The organism is Paenibacillus sp. KACC 21273, assembly GCF_028736095.1.
Lineage (GTDB): Bacteria > Bacillota > Bacilli > Paenibacillales > Paenibacillaceae > Saccharibacillus > Saccharibacillus kyungheensis.
In genome coordinates this window covers 3,243,468-3,267,773 of the sequence record NZ_CP117876.1, presented here as the reverse complement: position 1 = coordinate 3,267,773, position 24,306 = coordinate 3,243,468, and the positions used below count along the sequence as shown (strand labels likewise).

Here is a 24,306-nt window from a genome sequence, read left to right as displayed (position 1 = left end):
AAATCATCTTACTTTACAACATAAAAAAAACAACATAAAAAAATCAGGAAACAGGTGTCCCTAATAAAACATCCATTTGCGAAAGTAAAAGGAAGGGGGCACCATAGCCTGATTGTTTCTATTATAAGGAAGTGTAAAATGAAAAGCAAACGTTACCAACTTCATCATATCTTCATTCACATTTCAGACATAAATTTAAAAATAGTACACTATTTGTACAAAAAATGTTTTATAATGTGCTCAGGCAGGTAAAAAAAGGTAATACTTTTATTCTCTTTATTCATGATTGTACGTTGTATTGATGTACATGCTATTGAAGGAGATTAGAGTAGAAGCAATTGTACAATTTGCACCTGTGTATTATTGTTCATTTGGAATACAGCAAGTTCATACTTTCTCGAAAGGCGGACTATCCATGGCAGACGATAATCAGAAGCACCCGCAAGCAAGTGAACACGATGAAGAATTGACGTTAACGAATCGTCAGGGACATCCGGTCACTGACAATCAGAATGTAAGAACAGTAGGTAATCGAGGTCCGATTACTCTGGAGAACTACAACTTTTTAGAAAAAATCTCTCACTTTGATCGGGAGCGTATTCCAGAGCGTGTCGTTCATGCTCGTGGTGCTGGAGCACACGGTGTGTTCGAAGCATATGGAACGGCTGGCGATGAGCCTATTTCCAAGTATACACGTGCTAAGCTTTTTCAAGAAAAAGGAAAGCAAACGCCTGTTTTTGTACGTTTTTCTACAGTTGTGCATGGTAATCATTCACCGGAAACTTTACGTGATCCGCGTGGATTTGCGACTAAATTCTATACCGAAGACGGGAACTGGGATTTGGTTGGTAACAACTTAAAAATATTTTTTATTCGTGATCCTTTGAAATTCCCTGATATGGTTCATGCGTTTAAGCCTGATCCAATCACAAATGTGCAAGATATGGAACGCTTTTTCGATTTTCTGGCAAATAGTCCGGAGTCTACACATATGGCAACATTCCTCTTTTCACCATGGGGGATTCCTGCCAACTACCGGCAAATGCAAGGTTCCGGTGTGAATACGTATAAATGGGTAAACAAAGATGGAGAAGCAGTGTTGATTAAGTATCACTGGGAACCGTTGGAACAAGGTATTCAGAATTTGAAGCAAGAACAAGCGAATCAAGTGCAAGGCTTAGACTTTAATCATGCAACCGTTGATCTGTATGATGCGATTGATCGTGGCGAATATCCAGAGTGGGAATTATGTGTACAGATTATGAGTGATGATTATCATCCTGAATTGGATTTTGATCCATTGGATCCGACCAAATTATGGCCGGAAGATCAATTCCCATTTCTTCCAGTAGGTAAAATGACGCTCAACCGTAATCCAGTAGACTACTTTACAGAAGTAGAACAAGTGGCTTTCGGTACAGGTGTACTGGTTGATGGATTGGACTTCTCGGATGATAAGTTGTTGCAAGGTCGCACATTCTCGTATTCAGATACTCAGCGTCATCGGGTAGGAGCGAACTATCAACAATTGCCAATTAATGCGCCGAAGTCTAATGTAGCCACTAACCAATCGGGTGGACAAATGCGTTATGCACCGGATGCGGCACCGAAGCAGAATCCTCATGTCAATTATGAGCCTTCTTCTCTAGGTGGTCTTAAAGAATCTCCCAAAGCAGGTGCTGATCATGAACCGCATTATTATGACGTAAATCTAATGCGTCAGAAGCTAGATCGTCCTAACGATTTTGCACAAGCTGGTCAGACTTATCGTGACTTTGAAGATTGGGAACGCGATGAATTAGTAGCAAATATCGCCGCTAATCTGTTTGAATGCTCTGATGTGATCAGTGATAAATTTATCGCTAATTTGCAACAAGCAGACACAGAGTATGCACAGCGTGTTACAGATGAATTAGCTAAACTCAAAGCTGATCCTTCTAAAAAACCAAGACATCGTGCTCATAAAGCCGCTAATTTAGCAGAAGAAAAAGGAAATGACGCGAAGCCGTATTAATAAGGTCGTTATTACCGACTTTGCTCTATAATTAAATGATTAGTACAAAGTCTTATAGAAGCTCTCTACCGTATTCGCTGATCATAGCGATGCGATAGAGAGTTTTATTTTGCCATAAATAGAGCCTGATACATGCACAGATTGTCAGCTAATCGTTTAGTCTATGATGAAAACGGTTTAATGATAAGAAAGACGATATACATATAGCAAAGGCGGAGAAAACAATGAAAATTATTATTACACGTGAAGAAGCAGTCCAAAAAGGAATCTGGGACAAAGTAATGCAGATGTTTGGAGTCGATCAAGACGATGATACGTATGCAAATGAACAGTTTATTTTGACTGAAGAACAGGCGAAAGAATTGCAATTGATCGCATAAGTACAAATATCACCATCGTAAATACAGGACAAAGGGAAGCATTATACCAATAAACATTTCAACACAAAGATCACTCTTTTGATTAAGAGTGGTCTTTTTTATTGGATAGTATCTCTGTATGTTTATATTTCCAAAATAGGATACAAAAGGTAATATAAACCCGTAACAATAATATTTAAAAATATATTCATTTTAGTGATTTATGTAAGCGTTATCTTTTTTTGAGGAAGATTATTTCATACAAGGAGTGATTGGATGAAAACATGGACATTGCTAGGAACAACAGCGATTGTTACTGCGTTATCTTTATCTATGGTAGGAACTGCTTCTGCGGATACAAATCATATTTCTTCTGCACCTGCTAATTCTCTCACATCATCAAGTGCTACAGAATTGGCTACAGCTACAGCGTCTATACCGTCAGGCGCCATAGTGGTCGATCTGAAAGGCTCAGGTCAATACAAAAGTGTACAAGCGGCGATCAATTCGATTCCAGCTAACAATACTCAACAGAAAATTATTTATATCAAAAATGGAACGTATACAGAGAAATTAACAATCACTCAGCCCCATATTACATTACAAGGTGAAAGTGCAACAGGCACGATACTTAGCTACAATGCAACCAATGCTAGTAGTGGAAGTACAACCAATAGTGCAAGTACGACTGTCAATGGCGATTATTTTCAAGCCAAAACGATTACGTTCCGCAACAATTCAGGTATGAATGCAGGGCAAGCTGTCGCTTTCTACAATAATGCAGATAAAGCGATCTATACCGATGTACGCTTTCTAGGGTATCAAGATACTTTATATACACCGGGTACAGGCAGACAGTATTTCAAAAATTGTTATATTGAAGGAACCGTTGATTTTATTTTCGGATCAGCGACAGCAGTGTTTGATCAATGTCAGATTCATAGTCTGGGTGCAGGTTATATAACTGCCGCTTCTACAGGAGCAGACACAAAATATGGCTATGTATTTCTAAATAGTCGTCTGACCAGTAGTGGAACGGCTAATCAATCGGTGTATCTGGGTAGACCATGGCGTCCTTATTCAGCAGTGACGTATATCAATACAGATATGGGAGCACATATTCAACCTACAGGCTGGGATAACTGGCGTGATCCAGCGAATGAAGCGACCGCTCGTTATTATGAATATGCAAGCAAAGGTGCAGGAGCCAACAACAATGCACGCGTGAAATGGGCAAAATTTTTAAACAATGATCAAGCCAAAGTCATTACTATTCAAAGTGTACTTGCTGGAAATGATCAGTGGAATCCTACACAAGCGAATTAATACATCATTTTGCTTATATTCTCAATATACTTTTATATACACATCATTATTGAAAAAGCAGATCTTCCTTTTGTCATCGGCAGAAGTGGTAGATGTGCTTTTTTGATCTGTCACTAAAACGTCATATGAAATACAGGTAATCGGTAGCACTTTTTGGGTAAAAAAAGTACATAAAACCGTTGTTATACGTTATTAAAACATCTACATATCAACATTGCCATAACAAAGATACTACAATGAATAGGAGTGATGGAATGGAATATTATCGTCAAGAAGCCGATCAAGTGCTACAGGATGTCGATAGTTCTACGCAAGGGTTATCCGGGCAAGAGGCTGACAAGCGTATAGAAGCAGAAGGATATAATGAACTAAAAGGTAAAAAGAAAACACCGACATGGAAATTATTTTTAGAAAATTTTAAAGATCCGATGGTTATCGTATTATTAGTCGCTGTTACTGTACAACTGGTATTAGGGCAGTGGGTAGAATCGATTATTATTTTCTTTGTGTTAATACTGAACGCTATTATCAGTGTAGTACAGACGCGCAAAGCAGAAAGTTCTATAGATGCACTGAGGCAAATGTCTGCGCCTGAAGCCAAAGTGATTCGAGATGGTAAAAAGCAAAGTGTAGCAGCCAGAGAATTAGTTCGTGGAGATATTGTGTTACTGGAAGCTGGAGATTATGTACCAGCAGATGGACGATTACTAGAATCAGGCAGTCTCAAAGTCGATGAAGGCATGCTAACCGGAGAATCAGAAGCTGTAGACAAACATATTGATGTGATCGGTGCCGATGCACCTATTGGTGATCGCCGTAATATGGTTTTTAGCGGTTCACTTGTCGTCTATGGGCGAGGTACAGTAGTGATTACAGGAACAGCATTGAATACCGAAATAGGTAAAATCGCTGGACTGATCGAAAGTGCAGAAGCCAAGCAGACTCCTTTACAACGGAAGCTTGAAAGTTTTAGCAAAAAGTTAGGCATTTTTATTTTATTATTATGTATTGTGATCTTTGGCGTAGAAGCAGGACGGATCTGGTTTGCTAATGAAGTGGTAGATATGACGGCAGCAATCTTAAATGCATTAATGTTCGCGGTGGCTGTAGCTGTAGCCGCTATTCCAGAAGCATTATCTTCGATTGTTACGATTGTATTATCTGTAGGAACAAATAAAATGGCAAAACAGCATGCTATTATTCGCAAATTACCTGCTGTAGAATCGTTAGGTTCGACCAGTGTAATCTGTACAGACAAAACAGGGACGTTAACACAAAATAAAATGACAGTTGTCGATTACTTTTTGCCAGATGGAAGTACTGACGATTTCCCTGATGATCCAGAACAATGGTCAGAAGGAGAACGCCGATTACTGCATATTGCAGTATTATGTAATGACTCTAATATCAATGATGAAGGCAAAGAATTAGGTGACCCCACCGAAGTAGCATTGATCGCTTTTAGTAATAAAAAGAATAAAAACTACAATGAGATTCGTGAACAATTTCCACGAGAAGGAGAAATTCCTTTTGATTCTGACCGTAAATTAATGTCTACAATTCATACTTTTGATGATCAAAAAGCGATGTTAACCAAAGGTGGGCCAGACGTATTAATCGGTCGATGTACACAAGTATTTGTAGGGGATGAAGTTGTTCCGCTGACCGATGAAATTCGCAAGCGGATGCAGACTGCGAATGAAGACTTTTCCAATCGTGCATTACGTGTACTGGCTTATGGATATAAGATTATACCGAATGAGCAGACTGAAGTTGGTATAGATGATGAACAGGAACTGATTCTGGTAGGATTAAGCGCTATGATCGATCCACCTCGTGAAGAAGTTGCCGGTTCGATTGCCGAATCCAAAAAGGCAGGTATTCGTACTGTGATGATTACCGGTGATCACAAAACAACAGCGCAAGCGATTGGTAGAGATATTGGTCTTATGGACGATCAGGATATTGCTGTTACCGGTCAAGAACTGGATCAAATGTCTGAACAGGAGCTAGACAATCAATTAGAAAAAATCGCTGTCTATGCGCGTGTCTCTCCTGAAAATAAAATTAGAATCGTTCGTGCATGGCAGAAAAAAGGTGAAATTACAGCTATGACTGGAGATGGTGTAAATGATGCTCCAGCACTCAAGCAAGCAGATATCGGAGTTGCGATGGGTAGTGGAACAGACGTAGCCAAAGACTCGGCAGCAATGATACTGACAGATGATAACTTTGTATCTATAGTTAATGCGGTCGGTGTAGGTAGAACCGTATTTGATAATATTAAAAAAGCGATAGCCTATCTATTTGCAGGTAATTTAGGCGCTATTATTGCTATTTTATTTGCATTACTTATGGATTGGATCAATCCGTTTACAGCGATTCAATTGCTTTTTATCAATCTAGCGAATGATTCTTTACCAGCTATTGCATTAGGAATGGAAAAGGCAGAACCTGACGTGATGAGTCGGAAGCCACGAGATATCAATGAAGGTATTTTTGCAGGCGGAACGATGCAGGCTGTTATTACACGCGGTGTGCTGATCGGTATTGCAGTGATTTTGTCGCAGTATATCGGCTTACAACATTCGCCGGAAATGAGTGTCGCTATGGCATTTACAACATTGATTTTAGCGAGAACATTCCAGACTTTTGCTGCACGTTCTAATGTACAGACAGCATTTGGAGTAGGAGTATTTAGCAACAAATATGTATTGGGAGCAGTAGCTCTATGTCTGTGTCTATATGGAGTCACATTACTTCCAGGTGTACGCGATATATTCTCTATTCCTGTAGAGTTTGGTGTACAGCAATGGGCTGTAGCTACAGGGCTTGCACTAGGAGCAGTATTGTTGATGGAAGTAGCTAAATGGATACGTACTAGAGTAACGATGAAGCAACAAGTAACTTCGTCCTAAACGTTAGAAATTACATTTCAAATGTAAAATAACAGATAAAAAACAGCCTGTGATCGAGGCAGATAAATGCTTGATCACAGGCTGTATGTTGTAATAGTAGAGTATATCTATATTGACTAATGATACTGTATAGAATCAAAATAAGATTTACTCTACCATATTGGATTTAGATTAAAAAGAGTTCTGACAAAGATTACTCTTTCTCAGTTTTATCGTCATCTCCAGATGCTTTTGGAGAAGGTTTGGCTGTCCATTCATCGGCTTGCGGTTCGATATTGGAGCCATCCTCTTTTCTCTTTTTCTCCATTAGTGTATCTTCTGAATGAGTTTCGGGTTGTTTGTTTTCTTCTGTCATGGTTAACTCCTCCTCGAAATAAAATCAGTATAGTGTTCCTTTTTATATATACCCGTTATCGCTTCGGACAAACATTGTTTTGGATTGGATTGTGATCGACTATGGATTCTGCCATAATAAAATTAGATGAATTATTGATATTCTTATTTATGAAAGCGTTATATTTCTAAGGAGGAGATCAGATGAAAGATATACATATTGGTATGATTGGGTATAAATTTATGGGGAAAGCGCATAGTAATGCTTATCGCAGTCTGCCGATGTTTTTTCCACAAGCAACCAAGCCTCACATGTCTGTAATCTGTGGACGGGATTCCAAGCAAGTAGAGCAAGCAGCAGAGCAACTTGGTTGGGCAGAGCATGTCACAGACTGGCAAGACTTAGTCGCTCGTCCTGATATCGATCTGATTGATATTAATGCACCTAGTAATATGCACAAAGAAATTGCGTTAGCAGCAGTACAAGCGGGTAAACATATCTTTTGTGAGAAGCCGTTAGCATTATCTCTTGCCGATTCGCGCGAAATGTTAGCAGCGGCGAAGCAAGCAGGCATTGTGCATATGATCGGGTTCAATTATCGCTTCTCCCCGGCAGTACGTTTAGCGAAAAAGCTAGTCGATAGTGGACGGCTGGGCAAGATTCATCATTTTCGTGCCTGGTTCTTGCAAGACTGGTTGCTTGATCCCCATTTTCCTTTAGTCTGGCGTCTGCAAAAAGAAATTGCTGGCTCTGGGTCGCATGGCGATCTGGGTGCTCATTTAATAGATCTTGCTCATTATTTAGTAGGCGATATGAAAGAAGTAATCGGTATGAGTGAGACTTTTATCAAGCAGCGTCCGCTAGCTACTGAAATGACAGGGTTAAGTGCAAAAGGAAATCAAGATGGCCCACAAGGTGAAGTGACTGTTGATGATGCTACGTTATTTATGAGTCGATTTGTGAATGGAGCTTTAGGAAGTTTTGAAGCGACTCGATTTGCAGCAGGGCATCGTTCGACCAATTCATTTGAGATCAACGGAAGTCTGGGAAGTGTAAAGTTTGATTTTGAACGGATGAATGAATTGGAAGTTTATTTCACCTCTGATGAAGCAGATACACAGGGATTCCGCCGGGTAGTAGCAACAGATGCTGTACATGATTATATGGATGCATGGTGGCCACCCGGACATACGATTGGATTTGAACATACTTTTATTCATGAAATGTTAGAACTGATGAATGCTATTACAGAAGAACGACAAGCTTCACCGAATTTTGAAGATGGGGTGAAATGTCAGGCGGTATTAGAAGCGGTTGAGCGTTCGATAGAAGAACGTCGCTGGATCGATATCGCCGATATGTAACGCAATGTCAGTCAAGTAACAAAAGATAGCGATATAAAGGAGGGACATTCAATGACTACACACTGGGATGAATCACAAGTGCCAGACATGCAAGGCAAAACGATCGTGATTACAGGCGCAAATAGTGGTATCGGTTATGAAGCCGCTACTATACTAGCTGGTCGGGGCGCAGAGATTGTGATGGCTGTACGCAATTATGAAAAAGGTCAAAAAGCACTTCAAGCGATTCAGAATGTTCATCCAAGCGCCAAATTACAATTGATGCGTCTAGATCTGAGCGAGTTAGCAAGTATTCGTCATTTTGCAGAAGAGTTCAGACAAAATCATCATCAATTATCGATTCTGATCAATAATGCAGGTGTGATGATGCCTCCTTATAGCCGTACACAGGATGGATTTGAATTGCAATTTGGTAGCAATCATTTAGGGCATTTTGCATTGACTGGCTTATTATTACCTCAATTGTTGGCTACACCTCATGCTCGTATTGTGACGTTAAGTAGTATAGCGGCGTATGCAGGTAAGATTGATTTTGATAATTTAGATGGTAGCAAAGGCTATCGTTCTTTCAAATTTTATAGTCAAAGCAAGCTTGCAAATATGTTATTTGCTCGTGAATTACAGTTGCGTCTAGCCCAGCATCAAGCCGATACGATTAGTGTTGCTTGCCATCCGGGCTTCACGCATACTAATCTGGCTTCACGCGGTTCAGGCAAGCCAGTCAGTGGCATATTTGGACTGTTATCTCGTTCATTTGGACAAAAAGCTTTGATGGGTGCGTTGCCTACATTGTATGCGGCGACCTCTCCAACTATTCATGGTGGAGAATATGTAGGACCGGATGGCAAAGGTGGACGTAAAGGATATCCCAAATTAGATGATCATATTGATAAGTTATATCAAGCCGATATTTCTCAGCGATTATGGACACTATCTGAATCGTTAACAGGCGTTCAATATGAATGGAAGCAACCTGAATTTGCAACACTGTCTTAATTTTGGCACGATCCATTAGACGACTAAGGAGTGTTAAAGATGAGAAAAGCATTGATTGTATGGGGTGGCTGGGATGGACATGAGCCAGAACAAGTCTCTCGAATATTCGCAGATATGCTACAGGAAGCTTCATTTGAGGTAGAGCTTGTTAATGATCTAGAAGCATTTAGAGACGCAGATAAATTACTTGGACTTGATCTGATTGTACCGGTATGGACAATGGATGATATTGAACAAGAATTGGTGGATCATGTCTCTGCTGCGGTACAACAAGGTACAGGGCTTGCTGGTTGTCATGGAGGAATGTGCGATGCTTTTCGTAAAAATGTCGATTGGCAGTTCATGACAGGTGGTCAATGGGTTGCTCATCCGGGAAATGATGGAGTAGAATATACCGTTAATATTAAGCCAAGTTCCAGTCCGCTTGTCGAAGGGATCGCCGATTTTCAAGTGACATCAGAGCAATATTATCTGCATATTGATCCTGCAGTAGAAGTGTTAGCGACAACTACATTTCCAATCGTAGACGGGCCGCATCGTCTTAACGGTCAGGTACAGATGCCTGTGGCTTGGACCAAACGATGGGGTGTAGGAAGAGTATATTACAATTCGCTCGGTCATCATGCCGATATTGTAGATATGCCGCCTGTCAAAGAAATGATGCGTCGTGGATTACTATGGGCAGCAGATGGCAAAACAAAAGCAAATGCAGACACCAATACTACAGGTCAACTATATTCAGGTATGGCAGATAGTCAGTAAACGCTGTAGTAATATGTAAGGAAGCATTATTAATCAATAAAATAGATGTACCAAATTGATATAATATTATGAAGCCATTGTAGAAGGTGCTTGATCAGCGTATTACTCTATTTATGTTAAGAGCAATAACTGACGCACATACAATGGCTTTTTATCTGCAAATTGATTACAAGGGAATCTTTATTAGGTTGGTTTATTTTCTGTAATATTTTGAGTAAGCGTTAACAAAATGATTTTAAAATCCGTTTATTTTTGTTTTATAACTTTTCAAACGTATTCAAAGATGATATACTCCTATCAAAGCAAAACAAACATATTCAAATCACTATCTAAACTTTAGAAATCAATGGAGGAATATCATGATACCAAATCAGTGGAACACACAGCAGGTTGCAGACATAAAAGAAGGTGTAGATCAACTGGTGTATCGCTCTAACCTGATTGGCTCAGATCGTCGTGTATGTAACTGGGGTGGTGGAAATACCTCTAGCAAAGAAATCACTACCGATTTTCGAGGTCGTGAGATTGAAGTGATGTATGTAAAAGGTAGCGGTTCTGATCTGGCATCGATGGAAGCCAAGCATTTTACAGGATTACGACTTGATGATATTCGTCCATTATTTGAAAAAGAAGAGATGCCTGATGATGAAATGGTTGCTTATCTTGCGAATTGTATGATTGATGCCAAAGCACCTCGTCCATCGATTGAGACATTACTGCATGCCTTTTTACCATTTAAACATGTGGATCATACCCATCCTGATTCGATTATTAGTCTGTGTTGTGCAGATAATGGTCAAGAAATTGCTAAAGAAATTTTTGGAGATACGTTTGTATGGGTTCCTTATATTCGTCCGGGCTTCACATTATCTAAAATGATCGCTCAAGGTGTACTGGATCATCCAAATGTTGAACTGGTCTTGATGGAAAAGCATGGTCTGGTCACATGGGGAGAAACACAGGAAGAATGTTATGCCAAAACAATCGAAATGATTAACAAAGCAGCTCTATATATCGAGCAAAAAGCATCAGAACAACCTTTATTTGGCGGCGAAAAAGTACAGTCGCTTGAGAGCAATACACGTCGTGAACTGGTAGCTCATATTATGCCAGCAGTACGCGGAGCAGTCAGTGACAGTAAACGCATGATTTTAACTTTTGATGATGCAGAAGATGTACTTTCTTTTGTAAACGCCAATGATTCTCACTCGTTATCTCAAGTAGGAGCAGCTTGTCCCGATCATCTTGTACATACCAAAATGACACCACTATTTATTGATTGGACACCAAGCGCTGAGGACAGTGAAGGGCTGAAGCAAGCTGTTATCCAAGGAATTGACGATTACAAAAAGAAATACCAAGCTTATTTTGAACAGAATGCACATGAAGGCGATGTGATGTTTGAAGCCGCTCCGCGTGTCATCTTAATTCCGGGAATCGGCATGATTAATACTGGCAAAAGTCATGCGATGTCTTTGGTAAGTGGAGCGCTCTATCATCGTGCGATTGCAGTAATGCGTGGAGCAACTTCACTTGGACAATTTGTGTCCCTAAGTGAATCAGAATCATATAATGTAGAGTACTGGCCTTTGGAATTGTACAAATTATCACTTGCTCCTGCAGAAACGGAATTCTCACGTCAGATTGCTTTGATTACAGGTGGAGCAGGTGGAATCGGCAGTGAAACGGCTCGTCGCCTTGTAAGCGAAGGCGCACATGTAGTATTGGCAGACTTGAACTTAGAAGGTGCGCAAAAAGTAGCCGATGAAATCAATCAACAATACGGACCACATCGTGCTTTAGCAGTACAAATGGATGTGACAAGCGAAGAGCAAGTATCACAAGCCTATGCTCAGACAGCAATCCATTACGGTGGAATCGATATTATTGTGAACAACGCAGGGCTTGCCACTTCTAGTAAATTTGAAGAGACAACGCTTAAAGAATGGAATCTGAATATGAATGTACTGGGTACAGGTTACTTCTTAGTTGCCCGCGAAGCATTCAAAATAATGAAAGAACAAGCATTAGGCGGAAGCATGGTCTTTATCGGTTCCAAAAATTCGATCTATGCAGGCAAAAGTGTAACCGCTTATAGCTCTGCGAAAGCATTGGAAGCCCATCTTGCCCGCTGTATCGCCGCAGAAGGTGGAGAATACGGTATTCGTGTCAATACGATATTGCCAGATGCTATTTTACAAGGATCAGCCATATGGAATTCCAATTGGCGTAACGAACGTGCCGCCGCATACGGCATCGAACCCGATCAATTAGAAGAACATTACCGCAAACGCACCACATTGCTCGTCAATATTTATCCAAAAGATATCGCCGAAGGTATCGCATTCTTTGCTTCATCCAAAGCCGAAAAAACAACCGGCTGTATGCTAACCATCGACGGCGGCGTCCCAGCCGCATTTACCCGATAATCTTTGTTAGAAAAAAATAGAAGATACTAAACAAAAGCAATACAAATCACAACTATCAATAAACTCATTTCTATTATTCAACAACAGGTATAATATGGAAATCATAAATCATCTATATCATAAGAATTCTTTATTCAAACTTATTATCATCATTGCATCCCGATCATAATGATTAAAAAATAGCCAAAATCAAACTCAAAAAAACAAAAAACAAAAATATAAAATTAATCAGATAATCATTCCAATGATTAAATGAACATCCTATGCTAAAAAAGTACTCTAAACACTCTAAATGATCTCCCAATAAAGTAACATTAGCTACCCGAAAACCTAACCTTTAAAATCTTTACTTGATAGGTATCTCACCTCTTGGAACGGAGGGAATACAATAGTTCTGAAAGAGCTAAAAGCTTTCGCAGAAAGCTACTTCGAAAGCATAAACTGCGCTCGCCTTTGAAGCCATATCCCTACCGCAAAGCGGAAATCAAAGGGATATGACTTCAACAGCGACGACAAGAACAATTGTATTCCCATAGCGGTCCCCCTCAAAGATACCTATCCATAAAATTGCCAAAGGAGCACATATGATGAATGCCTACACCTTATTTGAAGCACAGCAACAGTCCCGCGGAATCGACCTGACCACTGTCCGTTCAAGATTGAAAGCGCTACAAATCGAAACCCCTTCATGGGGATATGGAGATTCAGGAACTCGTTTCAAAGTATTTCAAAAAGTCGGTGTGCCTCGGACGCCGTTTGAAAAATTAGAAGATGCGGCTCAAGTGCACAAAGTAACAGGTGCTTGTTCATCCGTTGCCATTCATATTCCATGGGATAAGGTGGATGATTACAGCAAGTTACGAAGTCATGCAGAAAGTCTGGGAATTACGATCGGAGCGATCAATCCGAATCTGTTTCAAGACGAAGATTATATGCTGGGGAGCGTGACTCATGCAGATCCTGCTATCCGTAACAAAGCTATTGCTCATCTGAAAGAGTGTGTCGATATTGCTAAAGAAACCAAATCGAGAGATTTCAGCCTTTGGTTTGCAGATGGAACGAATTATCCCGGTCAGGGAAGTATTCGTCAACGGAAACACTGGATGCTAGAAGGATTACAAGAAATGTACAAAGTACTAGATCCTCATATGCGGATGCTGATTGAATACAAATGTTTTGAACCGGCTTTTTATCATACGGATATAGCCGATTGGGGTATGGCGTACAATTTATCGCTCAAATTAGGAGAGCAAGCACAGGTATTAGTAGATACCGGTCATCATTTACCCGGAGCCAATGTCGAACATATTGTATCGTATCTGATTGATGAAGGTCGCTTGGGAGGATTTCATTTTAACAGTTATAAATATGCAGATGATGATCTGGTTGTCGGTACAATGAATCCATATGAGCTATTTTTAATCTTTTATCAGATTCTGGATGCACTGGACAGTCAGGAACAGAAATTAGTCGATACCGTTAATAATATGCTCTATATGATCGACCAATCGCATAATATTGAATCCAAAATTCCTGCGATGATTCGCTCGGTGATGAATGTACAGACTCAATATGCCAAAGCGCTGTTGATCGATCATCAAGAAGTTGCTGAAGCACAGCGTAAAGGCGATGTGCTTGGAGCAGAAGATGCGGTACGTAAAGCATTTGAATTTGACGTTACTCCATTGTTACATTCGATTCGCGAAGAGATAGGTGTTCCTGTTGATCCGATGAAAGCATATATGGCTGATCATTACGGTCAATCGATTCTAGCGAGAGGCAAAGGTGGTGCAAGCTGGTGAGTATCCTTGCTTATGATCTAGGAGCAGGCAGTGGACGAGCGATTATTGGCAGACTGACCGATAACCGGATCGTGACACAAGAGATTCATCGTTTTGCTAATGATCCGGTCAAAGTAGGCGATCGTCTACACTGGGATATTTTGCGTCTATATCATGAAATTCAGCAAGGATTGATGATTGCCAAGCAAGAGCATATGTTGCCAGATAGTATTGGCATCGATTCATGGGCTGTCGATTATGGATTGATCGGGCGACATGGAGAATTATTAGGCAATCCCTATCATTACCGAGATTGGCATACGCATGGAGTAATGGAGAAAGTACAGGAACATCTATCTCAGAGTGCTATTTTTCAGACGACAGGGATTCAATTTCTTTCGTTTAATACGATCTATCAGTTAGCATCATTACGTCAGAGTGATTCACCTTTACTGAGTGAAGCCGAGCGCTTTTTGATGATTCCTGATTTATTACGTTATTTTTTAACTGGTGAAATGATCAATGAATTTACGAATGCGACAACAACCCAACTTTTTAATGCTAGACAAGGCGATTGGGATCGCAAATTGTTATCCAGTATCGGTATTCCAGCTTCATGGTTCAGCACACCAGTTCAACCTGGAGCATCGGCAGGACGCTTACGCTCATCATTGATGGTTGATCTGGGTATCCCTTCGATCCCCGTGACGGCTGTAGCCGAACATGATACCGCTTCTGCTGTAGTAGCTGTACCTGCTGTATCGAAAGATTTTGCTTACTTGAGTTGTGGCACATGGTCGCTGATGGGTACAGAAGTCAGTGAACCGGTGATTACAGAACAAGCGATGCAATGGAATTTTACTAATGAAGGCGGCGCTTACGGCACCTATCGTTTGCTCAAAAATATTATGGGATTATGGATTTTCCAAGAAGTGAAACGTGAAGCCGAGCGAGAAGGACATCACTATTCATTTGAACAATGGATTCATGATGCAGAGCAAGCTCCAGCTTTTGCCGCTCTTATCGATCCAGATGATGTATTGTTTCTTCATGCAGGTGATATGCGTTCACGGATTCGGCAGTATTGTCGCCAGACCGGTCAGCAACCACCAGATACGTATGGAGCGATTACACGTTGTATTTTTGAAAGTCTAGCTTTGAAATATCGCTATGTGCTAGAACTTACCGAGCAATTATCAGGCAACACTTTTGAAGGGTTGCATATGGTAGGTGGCGGTATCCAAAATAAACTGTTATGCCAGTGGTCAGCGAATGCAATCGGTCGTCCGGTATGGGCGGGGCCTGCGGAGGGAAGCGCAATTGGCAATTTAGCGGTACAATGGATAGCACAGGGGACATTCAAAAACATGCAGGAAGCAAGAACAGTGATCCGTCATTCTTTTCCTATCGAAATCTATGAACCGGAGCAGGTACAAGCTTGGGAAGAAGCGTACGGGCAATTTCTGCGATTGATTACAGTGTCTACCCAATAACGATACGGAGTGTGGCTGATATGTTGGTGGCAGAACGATACGATATGATTGTAAGACTGGTCAATGAAAAAGGAAGTATGCGTGTAACAGAACTCAGTGAACAGTGTCAGGTGACCGAAGAAACGATTCGGCGTGATCTGGATCGACTGGAACGTCAAGGATTACTACGTCGCTCCCATGGTGGCGCAGTCAGTGTCAAAGATGAACAACCGGAGACCCCATTTTCGGAACGTGAGATCACATATGCAGAAGAAAAACGGCGTATCGCTAGAGAAGCGATTAAGCTTATTCAACCGCAAGATCGCATTATACTGGATGCCAGTACAACAGCATGGTATATGGCAGAGAGCCTACCAGATATTCCATTAACGGTACTGACCAATTCGATTCGTGTTGCGACTCAACTTAGCAATAAAGAAAAGATAGATGTCATTTCGACAGGTGGATTGTTATTGTCACGTTCATTGTCTTTTGTCGGGCCGTTAGCTGAGCGTTCACTGGATACGTATTATGTAGATAAAGTATTTCTATCCTGCAAAGGGATTCATGTTGAACGTGGCATTAGCGAGTCTAATGAAATGCAAGGACGAGTGAAGCAGAAAATGGTCGGCATGGCGGATAAAGTGATTTTGCTTGCGGATGCAAGTAAATTCGGTGTACAAGCATTCACCCATGTGATGGATCTTAGTGAAGTACATGAATTGATCACAGACCGTCGTCTATCTACTGCTGTCATCGACCAATTCAAAGAACAATCGATCAATGTTACGGTAGTTTGAGGAAGCTGATATTATACAAATGGAATTAGCCTGTAATGAGGCAGTCAAGATACATGATTGTCTGTTGTCTAATAAAATGACGTTATTGATATCGAAAATATAGCATGATAAACAAAGACATGGATAACCACAGGATACGAGTATAGGTAGCAATAGCGCATAGATATGTAAATAACAGATGGCAGTCGTAGACGATATGGCTGTCATCTTATTTATAAATGAAAGAGGTGTGCAGATTGAAAGTATCGTTATTTATTACTTGTCTGAGTGATGCAATCTATCCCAAAGTCGGTGAAGCGATGGTACGTCTATTGGCTGCACATGGTATCCAGCTTGATTTTCCTCCGGTGCAGACTTGTTGCGGTCAGCCTTCTTACAATAGTGGGTACTGGGATGAGACGAGAACAGCAGCACGCACGATTTTGAAAGCGTTTGAATCTAGTGACTTTGTTGTATCTCCATCCGGTTCTTGTACGTATATGATCCATCATTATCCTGAATTATTCAAAGACGAACCTGAATATCTAGCATTAGCCCATGAGCTAGAAAGCAAAACATATGAATTTACACAATTTCTAGTCAAAGTATTAGGAATTACCGATATCGGAGCAGCTTTTCCTCACAAAGTTACGTATCATCCGTCCTGTCATGGTAGCCGCCTACTCGGGATCAAAGACGAACCGATTGCATTGTTGCATCAGGTACAAGGATTAGAGTTAGTGCCGTTACCTTTTGCGGAAGATTGTTGTGGATTTGGAGGGACATTTGCTGTGAAGATGGCAGATATCTCAGGTGCTATGGTGACCGAGAAAGTCGATCATATTAAGGAGACAGAAGCTGAGGTATTGGTCGGTCTTGATATGGCATGTCTGATGAATATAGCAGGCAATCTTAGACATCGTGGTGAACAGGTGCGAGTGATGCACCTTGCAGAACTTCTATATGAAGGAGTGAATATACGATGAATCCAGCATCTTCTACACGCGGAACAGTGAAAGAACGGGCAGATATCGCGCTGAATGATGATTTTCTACGCAATGCTGTTCGTTTTACAACCGATCGTCTACGTAGTGGCAAAAAAGTAGCATCTACCGAACATGGTAACTGGGAAGAATGGCGGGAGCGCGGTAGACAGATTCGTCTGCATACGATTGCCCATCTGGATTATTATCTGAATCTATTTGTAGAAAATGCTCGTAGTCATGGAGTCCATGTCCATTTCGCAGATAATGCAGTAGAAGCTACCGACATTGTTATGACCATTGCCAAGCATAAAGAAGCACAGTCTGTGATCAAATCCAAATCGATGGTATCCGAAGAAGTGCATATTAACCGCGCGCTTGAATTGTCCGGGATCGAAGCGATTGAAAGTGATCTAGGAGAGTACATCATTCAATTAGCCGGTGAAGGGCCTTCGCATATCGTTATTCCAGCTATTCACAAAAATCGTTATCAGATTGCGGAATTATTATCTGAAGATGCCGGGGAAACATTAGAACCGGATACTACGATTCTAGCAGGATATGTACGGCGCAAACTACGGCAGAAATTTTTAGAAGCCGATATTGGGATGACCGGATGTAACTTTGCGATTGCAGAGACCGGTTCTATGGTGTTATTTGAAAATGAAGGCAATGCTCGAATGGTGACGACGGTTCCCAAGACACAAATTACTTTGATGGGTATGGAGCGGATCGTACCTTCATGGGCAGATCTTGAAGTAATGGCTACACTTCTGCCCCGTTCAGCTACAGGACAACGCTTAACGATGTATATGTCTGGAATCAGTGGCCCGAAGCGGACAGCAGATGCCGATGGACCGGAAGAAATGCATATTATTATTGTAGATAATGGTCGCTCTCAGCAATTGGGTGATCCTGAATTTCAAGAATTGCTAAATTGTATCCGTTGTGGGGCTTGTCTGAATGTCTGTCCGGTATATCGTCAGATCGGTGGTCACTCTTATGGTGGAACATATAGTGGGCCGATCGGAGCAGTCTTAACACCTGCACTTAACAAAAATGTCGCAGAGTGGGACGATATCGCCAGTGCATCCAGTCTATGTGGTGCTTGTTATGAAGCTTGCCCTGTCAAAATTCCGCTCCATGATATGCTTGTCTCATTACGACGACGCAAAGTGGAACGTGGTCATGGCGATAAGCTTGAAGCACTGGGCATGAAAGGGTTCGCAACTCTTATGGCGAATTCCAAACGGTTTGCTCTGGCAATGAGACTCGGTAAAATCGCTCAAAAACCGTTAGTGCATAACAAAGGCATTACACTCAAATTAGGCCCTTTAAAAGGATGGAATACGTACAGGGTAGCACCCACATTAGCCGATCATTCTTTCCGTGATCAATGGAAAGAAATATCGACAGACACTGCACGTCAACCGAAAATAATAGACCCTGTTGTACAGAAGCGGATGGAGCAGGTACTTGCAGATCGTCAAAATGGCAAGCATACAAGCCGAACAGGAGGGGTGTCGCATGACCAATAAAGATACATCACATACTCCTTCTTCTAGCAAGCCACCAGTTATACCCAATCCTGTGAGTTCTCATCTTACATCTGATCCTGCACAACCTATATCACCACAAGCAGATTGGCTTAATGAATTAGAACAAAAGTCCAAAGCCAAACAGCAGACATTTATGAATCATATTGCTGATCGTTTACAGCGTCCACGCATTCAAGAAGCACCCTCACATCCTTTTCGTGGTGCACCGGATTTCTGGCATGATTTCAACTGGGATGAAGCTGAAAAGATCGAAAAATTCACCAAGCATTTTACCGAAGTAGGTGGCAATGTATTACGGATGAAGTCGTTGGAAGAAGCAGGTACTTTTATTGCAGACCAGAGTCGTCTGCTCAAAGCTCGTTATATTGTTCGCCAGCAATTACCGGAAATGCAAGCATTAACACTGGAAAAACGCTTACCGGATGTACAGATTTCAGCATGGAATAGCCATCCAGAAGAAGCATGGAAAGCACGAGCCGCCGAAGCAGATATTGGGGTTGTATTCGCAGATGGAGCCGCCGCTTATACAGGCACAGTTATGGTTACATCTTCTGAATTACAAGGTCGATCAGTGAGTTTATTACCGACAGTCTGTATAATCCTACTCCCTATAGATCGTCTGCATACACGGTTAGGTGAACTACTACTACCATGGGATACAAAAGGCAGAGAACATCTACCCGCGGGTATTCATTTTATCTCAGGTCCAAGCCGTTCTTCGGATATTGAAAATGAACTAACGATCGGTGTACATGGCCCTGGTATTGTGTACACGTTGTTGATTGAATCTATCGATTAACGAACGGCTGATAACTAGATATGTATATAAAAAGTACTGATTACAGTTATTTGTAGTCAGTATTTTTTATATAGCAAAGGCAAATTGATAAACTCCCATCAGTACAAATAACATCAAAATACATGATAGAACTATCCAAAACATCTTCCATTTTTGACGGTGAGATCGATTGTGCTGTTTCATTATTATCATCTCTTTTAATCATTTTAAATGAATGATTTGGCGTGAAATACGAAGATATTAAATCACTAAGTATAGAGCGTTGACGGTATCATTTCATCCCAATAATAGCTTATTTTTGAACGGTTTTATCCTATTTAAGCTATCGTTTGTGTAAAAATGGGTATATGAATAGAAGTCCTATTTTTATAAATAGATGGAGGGGTATACGATGAAAATGTCAGGAAATACAATATTGATTACAGGTGGAGCTTCAGGAATTGGCTTGGCTTTTGCCAAACGATTTATGGCACTGGGCAATACTGTTATTATTTGCGGAAGACGTAAAGAGTGGTTGGAAGATGTGCAAAAACAATACCCGGCATTACATACGATCGTAACCGATATTGCTGAAGAAGCTCATCGTGTTGGACTGGCAGATCGTGTGCTAACCGAGTTCCCCAAATTAAATATGATTATGAACAATGCAGGCATACAGCGTAATTTTTCAATGCAAGATACGCAAATTAGTTGGTCAGCTCATCGCCAAGAACTAGCGATCAATTTGGATGCACCAATTCATTTGACGACATTATTTTTACCTCATCTTCGTCAGCAGACAAATGCGGCTATTATCAATGTGACTTCAGGGCTTTCTTTCTCGCCCAAAGCATCTGCACCAATCTATTGCGCAACCAAAGCAGCGCTACATTCGTTTACCTTATCGTTGCGTCAACAATTATTAGGTTCACCGATCGATGTAGTCGAGATTATACCACCCGGCGTAAATACCGATCTCGGTGGAGTAGGATTACATGATTGGGGCGTGCCTGTAGACGAATTTGCAGATAGTATTATGGAGCGAATTGAAGCAGGTGAAGTAGAAGTAGGTTACGGTAGCTCAGAGAAATCCCGTCTGGCTTCACGAGCTGAATTGGATGAAATATTTCAAAATATGAATGGTCAAAAAGCTTCTCCGCAGATATTATAAGTGACACTTTATCGCCTATTGTATATCTAAATATAGTCTATCCATAGATACATCACCAATAGATTCCCGGTTAATCACAGGTCAAGTCAAAGACTTATGGTTAGCCGGGTTTTTTAGCGTTACTAACCAGAATAGTAGAGCAATGATACTGACTCCACCACCAAGATAACATACTCCGCTCCAACCTGCATAACTATACATCATCGTCGAAGCCATCGAACCGATCGCACTACCGATAGAGTAAAAAATCATATAACTGGCGGTTAAGCGACCACGTGCTTCTGGCATAATAGTGAATAGCATACTCTGATTGGTTACATGAACAGCTTGTACCGCTAGATCCAATAATACAATCCCTAAGATCAACCAATACAACGAGTGCCCTATCCAAGACAAAGGAATCCATGACAGCAGTAACAATACAAGCGCTATACCTGTTGTCCATTGTGCTTTTCCCTGATCTGCTAATTTGCCTGCTCGTACTGCTCCAAGTGTGCCAGCAATCCCTGCTAATCCCAATGCACCAATCGCTGTATGTGTAAGTGAAAATGGAGGCTCACTTAAAGGCAATACCATTGAAGTCCATAACATACTAAACACGATAAAGATTAACATCGCGAGTACACCCCGTATTTGTAAAAGGCGCTGTTGTTTATACAATTGCAGCACAGAAAAAAGTAACTGAGGATAAGATAACGAGGATTTCACTTGACGGTCGGTCGGCAATATGTTGAACAAGATGATAGTCATACCACTCATAAGAAAAGCAGATACCAGATAGACAGACCTCCAACCTGCTAGATCAGTCAACCATCCTGCCAGCGAACGGGCAAATAAAATTCCGATCACAATTCCACTGGTGACGATACCTACGATCTGTCCACGCTCTATAGGCTTAGCAAGAGAAGAAGCATAAGCAACGAGTGTCTGAGTGACCACTGCCAACAATCCTACCACAGCTAATCCTCCGAACAAGATGTATACCGTTGGAGACAACCCTACAACGACAAGGGCAATCACAGACAATGCCATATGTCCAATAATTAACGGTCTTCGTGGTATCAGATCTCCTAGAGGCACAAGTAGAAATAGACCTACTGCATAACAGAGTTGAGTGACTGTGATCACGATACCGATCAATGAATGAGTAATACCAAATGCTACAGCTAACGAGTCCAATAAAGGTTGCGCATAATAAATATTGGCAACAGCTAATCCACAAGTAATAGCAAATAAAAAAGCGATAGAACGAGTAAATGGTCTATGTACAGTCTGTGGTTGCATGAATCAATCATTCCTTTATAGTCATTATTTCATTGAATACCGATTGGTACAAAATGATTCGCAAGAAATATACCTTTATCGCAAAGCGTTTGTCAATAGAAAATCATTGTCTTTGACAATAAGAATAATAATCTTTAAAATAATATTGTACTGATAAGTACAGAAAGGTGTGTGAAATTCTAATGGTACGTAAACGCGAATTTAACGAGGAACAAGCGTTGGATGCGGCAATGAAATTATTTTGGGCAAATGGATTTGAAGCGACCTCTCTGACAGACCTAACAACAGGAATGGGCATACAGCGTCCTAGTTTATATGCTACTTTTGGCGATAAGCGAGAACTATTTGAATCTTCTTTGCGCAAATATAATCAATGGCATGCGGTATCTGTTCGTCATCAGTTGCAGAGTCATGTATCGGTAAAAGAAGCATTTCGTGCTTTTTTTGAACAGATTGCTGAGGAAGGTTATGGAGAGAATCCAAGCAGAGGATGTTTTTGTATTAATACGATGGTCGAACTAGCAACCCATGATGAGAAGATCGAAATTTTAACGCGCGAACATCAGATGTATTTGACCGTTATTTTTCAGGAACGCTTAGAAGAGGGAGTACAAGCAGGACAACTAGCAAAAAGCGTCCATACCAAGTCACTGGCACAGACGCTAATCGTATCGTTAATAGGGCTTACGGTAATGTTAAAATCACGACCAGAACGTTCTTTTATCCAACATTCGATCACAGGCATTTTGTCTTTATTAAAAGATTAATCTCTATATACATGAGATATGAACTACAAATATTATGACTTATGCGTATACGAGCAGAACAACTATCCAAAGTGTCTATATTAATTCACTAGTATAGATGTTAATTGTATGTCTACTTTGTATCTGTTATATCTGTTATATCTGTTATATCTGAACATCAATTATCGTTGCTCTCAGATAATTGTTCCTGCACATATTCGTGCAACTTGCGATTATCTACGCCGATTACTGAAGCACCTTTAACTTTGATTTCTTGCAGTAAATGATTCGGAGGAATCTGTAATTTTTCGGTTTTATCGAGATTGATATCTAAGCCGAGTGAAGATAATTTGATCATATCAGTCAGCGAAAGATTAGTATGCAGATAAGGTGCAATCGAACTCAAAATACTAGGTAATTTGACAATCGAAGTCGAGCTTTGCAATTCTGCTGCTAGAGCAGTTAAAAACTTACGTTGACGCTCTGTACGGGTAAAGTCTGATGTAGCATCATGACGAAAGCGTACATATTGAAGCGCATGCGTTCCATCCAAATGTTGTAATCCTTTGGTTAAATGAATATCATATCGGTGCTGATCACCGCCATCCGTATAATTCATATCTTTCTCTACATCGATCTCAACACCACCGATTGTATCGACCAATGTTTTAAATCCTTCAAAGTCGATCGTTACATAATAATCGATCGGAATCCCCAGTAGATTACTTACCGTTTCTTTGGCAAGTTTTACACCACCATACGAATATGCCGCATTCAATCGACTGCTTCCATGACCCGGAATATCTACATACGTATCTCGTAAAATAGACATGATATAGGCTTTTTTGGTCACAGGATCAATCGTGGCAACCATCATCGAATCCGAGCGTCCATTGCTATCTGCATCCCGGGTATCTGTACCCATCAATAAAACATGTACAGGTTCTTTACCATCCCATTTGGGAATCGATACAGGAGTAGCTTGCTCGTTATCAGTAGCAGGCGAATGATAAGTATCATCTGCAATCGAAATCGTATGAGCAAACTGGTAAATCGAATATGTATAATATCCAACTGTACTTACACCTACAATAAGACAAATGCTTACAATCCATTTCCATTTCTGTAGTATCTTTTTTAGCAAATGACCAACCTCACTTATTTTATAGTTCTAATATCTTTATAAATCATATGGATGTATGAACAATTTGTCAACGTTTGAGAGTTTTAACATTATAAATAGATAACATA

General features: G+C 40.7%; 19 protein-coding genes. 16 read left to right on the top strand and 3 right to left on the bottom strand.

Translation table 11 applies throughout. The features are described from left to right. Positions 1–415 precede the first annotated feature (415 nt). From PQ460_RS14185 to PQ460_RS14170, 4 genes are all read left to right on the top strand, one after another. Positions 416–2,014 (top strand): catalase, encoded by a 1,599-nt coding sequence (locus PQ460_RS14185; protein WP_274172941.1) that lies wholly within the window; start codon positions 416–418, stop codon positions 2,012–2,014. 224 nt (positions 2,015–2,238) lie between these two features. Further along, positions 2,239–2,394, top strand: a complete 156-nt coding sequence (locus PQ460_RS14180; RefSeq protein WP_273615907.1) for a hypothetical protein — start codon at positions 2,239–2,241, stop codon at positions 2,392–2,394. A gap of 255 nt (positions 2,395–2,649) precedes the next feature. Next, positions 2,650–3,699 carry a pectinesterase family protein gene (locus PQ460_RS14175; RefSeq protein WP_274170231.1) on the top strand — a complete coding sequence of 350 codons (1,050 nt, stop codon included), beginning with the start codon at positions 2,650–2,652 and terminating at the stop codon, positions 3,697–3,699. 254 nt (positions 3,700–3,953) lie between these two features. Beyond that, positions 3,954–6,617, top strand: coding sequence for a cation-translocating P-type ATPase (locus PQ460_RS14170; RefSeq protein ID WP_274170230.1), 2,664 nt, complete (start codon positions 3,954–3,956; stop codon positions 6,615–6,617). Positions 6,618–6,810: 193 nt separating this feature from the next. Here the strand turns inward: PQ460_RS14170 and PQ460_RS14165 are convergent, their stop codons facing one another. Then, the gene (locus tag PQ460_RS14165) at positions 6,811–6,972 is read right to left on the bottom strand and encodes a hypothetical protein (RefSeq protein WP_274170229.1); all 162 of its coding nucleotides are present in this window, start codon (positions 6,970–6,972) and stop codon (positions 6,811–6,813) included. A 182-nt stretch (positions 6,973–7,154) separates the two neighbouring features. Between PQ460_RS14165 and PQ460_RS14160 the strand changes: the two genes are divergently transcribed. The 11 genes from PQ460_RS14160 (at position 7,155) to PQ460_RS14110 (ending at position 21,025) form a co-directional block, all read left to right on the top strand. Continuing rightward, on the top strand, positions 7,155–8,315 hold the full coding sequence (locus tag PQ460_RS14160; protein ID WP_274170228.1) for a Gfo/Idh/MocA family protein: 1,161 nt from the start codon (positions 7,155–7,157) through the stop codon (positions 8,313–8,315). 51 nt (positions 8,316–8,366) lie between these two features. Then, positions 8,367–9,311 (top strand): oxidoreductase, encoded by a 945-nt coding sequence (locus tag PQ460_RS14155; protein ID WP_274170227.1) that lies wholly within the window; start codon positions 8,367–8,369, stop codon positions 9,309–9,311. Positions 9,312–9,350: 39 nt separating this feature from the next. Continuing rightward, entirely contained in the window at positions 9,351–10,073 is a 723-nt protein-coding gene (locus PQ460_RS14150) for a ThuA domain-containing protein (protein WP_274170226.1), read from the top strand. 359 nt (positions 10,074–10,432) lie between these two features. Beyond that, the gene (locus tag PQ460_RS14145) at positions 10,433–12,502 is read left to right on the top strand and encodes a bifunctional aldolase/short-chain dehydrogenase (RefSeq protein WP_274170225.1); all 2,070 of its coding nucleotides are present in this window, start codon (positions 10,433–10,435) and stop codon (positions 12,500–12,502) included. 587 nt (positions 12,503–13,089) lie between these two features. Then, positions 13,090–14,304: an L-rhamnose isomerase gene (rhaI, locus tag PQ460_RS14140; RefSeq protein ID WP_443147159.1), complete on the top strand. Its 1,215-nt coding sequence runs from the start codon at positions 13,090–13,092 to the stop codon at positions 14,302–14,304. Next, entirely contained in the window at positions 14,301–15,776 is a 1,476-nt protein-coding gene (gene rhaB, locus PQ460_RS14135) for a rhamnulokinase (RefSeq protein ID WP_274170223.1), read from the top strand. The genes rhaI and rhaB overlap by 4 nt, the downstream gene beginning before the upstream one ends. A 20-nt stretch (positions 15,777–15,796) precedes the next feature. Beyond that, positions 15,797–16,555: a DeoR/GlpR family DNA-binding transcription regulator gene (locus tag PQ460_RS14130; RefSeq protein WP_273615916.1), complete on the top strand. Its 759-nt coding sequence runs from the start codon at positions 15,797–15,799 to the stop codon at positions 16,553–16,555. Between the two features lie 236 nt (positions 16,556–16,791). After that, on the top strand, positions 16,792–17,520 hold the full coding sequence (locus PQ460_RS14125; protein ID WP_274170222.1) for a (Fe-S)-binding protein: 729 nt from the start codon (positions 16,792–16,794) through the stop codon (positions 17,518–17,520). Then, entirely contained in the window at positions 17,517–19,055 is a 1,539-nt protein-coding gene (locus PQ460_RS14120; RefSeq protein ID WP_274170221.1) for a LutB/LldF family L-lactate oxidation iron-sulfur protein, read from the top strand. The genes PQ460_RS14125 and PQ460_RS14120 overlap by 4 nt, the downstream gene beginning before the upstream one ends. Beyond that, positions 19,045–19,875, top strand: a complete 831-nt coding sequence (locus PQ460_RS14115) for a LutC/YkgG family protein (protein WP_274170220.1) — start codon at positions 19,045–19,047, stop codon at positions 19,873–19,875. Before PQ460_RS14120 ends, PQ460_RS14115 begins: the two co-directional genes overlap by 11 nt. A gap of 391 nt (positions 19,876–20,266) precedes the next feature. Continuing rightward, positions 20,267–21,025: an SDR family oxidoreductase gene (locus PQ460_RS14110; RefSeq protein WP_273615920.1), complete on the top strand. Its 759-nt coding sequence runs from the start codon at positions 20,267–20,269 to the stop codon at positions 21,023–21,025. An 81-nt stretch (positions 21,026–21,106) separates the two neighbouring features. Here the strand turns inward: PQ460_RS14110 and PQ460_RS14105 are convergent, their stop codons facing one another. Then, positions 21,107–22,309, bottom strand: coding sequence for an MFS transporter (locus tag PQ460_RS14105; RefSeq protein WP_274170219.1), 1,203 nt, complete (start codon positions 22,307–22,309; stop codon positions 21,107–21,109). 182 nt (positions 22,310–22,491) lie between these two features. On the opposite strand from PQ460_RS14105, the gene PQ460_RS14100 reads away from it, so the two are divergent. After that, positions 22,492–23,076 (top strand): TetR/AcrR family transcriptional regulator, encoded by a 585-nt coding sequence (locus tag PQ460_RS14100; RefSeq protein ID WP_274170218.1) that lies wholly within the window; start codon positions 22,492–22,494, stop codon positions 23,074–23,076. Positions 23,077–23,233: 157 nt separating this feature from the next. Here the strand turns inward: PQ460_RS14100 and PQ460_RS14095 are convergent, their stop codons facing one another. Next, positions 23,234–24,199, bottom strand: a complete 966-nt coding sequence (locus PQ460_RS14095; RefSeq protein WP_274170217.1) for an LCP family protein — start codon at positions 24,197–24,199, stop codon at positions 23,234–23,236. Positions 24,200–24,306 lie beyond the last annotated feature (107 nt).

Coding starts and splice junctions, on each gene's coding strand:
- PQ460_RS14185 (WP_274172941.1), top strand. CDS start 416: ATGGCAGACGATAATCAGAAGCACCCGCAAGCAAGTGAACACGATGAA.
- PQ460_RS14180 (WP_273615907.1), top strand. CDS start 2,239: ATGAAAATTATTATTACACGTGAAGAAGCAGTCCAAAAAGGAATCTGG.
- PQ460_RS14175 (WP_274170231.1), top strand. CDS start 2,650: ATGAAAACATGGACATTGCTAGGAACAACAGCGATTGTTACTGCGTTA.
- PQ460_RS14170 (WP_274170230.1), top strand. CDS start 3,954: ATGGAATATTATCGTCAAGAAGCCGATCAAGTGCTACAGGATGTCGAT.
- PQ460_RS14165 (WP_274170229.1), bottom strand. CDS start 6,972: ATGACAGAAGAAAACAAACAACCCGAAACTCATTCAGAAGATACACTA.
- PQ460_RS14160 (WP_274170228.1), top strand. CDS start 7,155: ATGAAAGATATACATATTGGTATGATTGGGTATAAATTTATGGGGAAA.
- PQ460_RS14155 (WP_274170227.1), top strand. CDS start 8,367: ATGACTACACACTGGGATGAATCACAAGTGCCAGACATGCAAGGCAAA.
- PQ460_RS14150 (WP_274170226.1), top strand. CDS start 9,351: ATGAGAAAAGCATTGATTGTATGGGGTGGCTGGGATGGACATGAGCCA.
- PQ460_RS14145 (WP_274170225.1), top strand. CDS start 10,433: ATGATACCAAATCAGTGGAACACACAGCAGGTTGCAGACATAAAAGAA.
- rhaI (WP_443147159.1), top strand. CDS start 13,090: ATGAATGCCTACACCTTATTTGAAGCACAGCAACAGTCCCGCGGAATC.
- PQ460_RS14130 (WP_273615916.1), top strand. CDS start 15,797: ATGTTGGTGGCAGAACGATACGATATGATTGTAAGACTGGTCAATGAA.
- PQ460_RS14120 (WP_274170221.1), top strand. CDS start 17,517: ATGAATCCAGCATCTTCTACACGCGGAACAGTGAAAGAACGGGCAGAT.
- PQ460_RS14115 (WP_274170220.1), top strand. CDS start 19,045: ATGACCAATAAAGATACATCACATACTCCTTCTTCTAGCAAGCCACCA.
- PQ460_RS14110 (WP_273615920.1), top strand. CDS start 20,267: ATGAAAATGTCAGGAAATACAATATTGATTACAGGTGGAGCTTCAGGA.
- PQ460_RS14105 (WP_274170219.1), bottom strand. CDS start 22,309: ATGCAACCACAGACTGTACATAGACCATTTACTCGTTCTATCGCTTTT.
- PQ460_RS14100 (WP_274170218.1), top strand. CDS start 22,492: ATGGTACGTAAACGCGAATTTAACGAGGAACAAGCGTTGGATGCGGCA.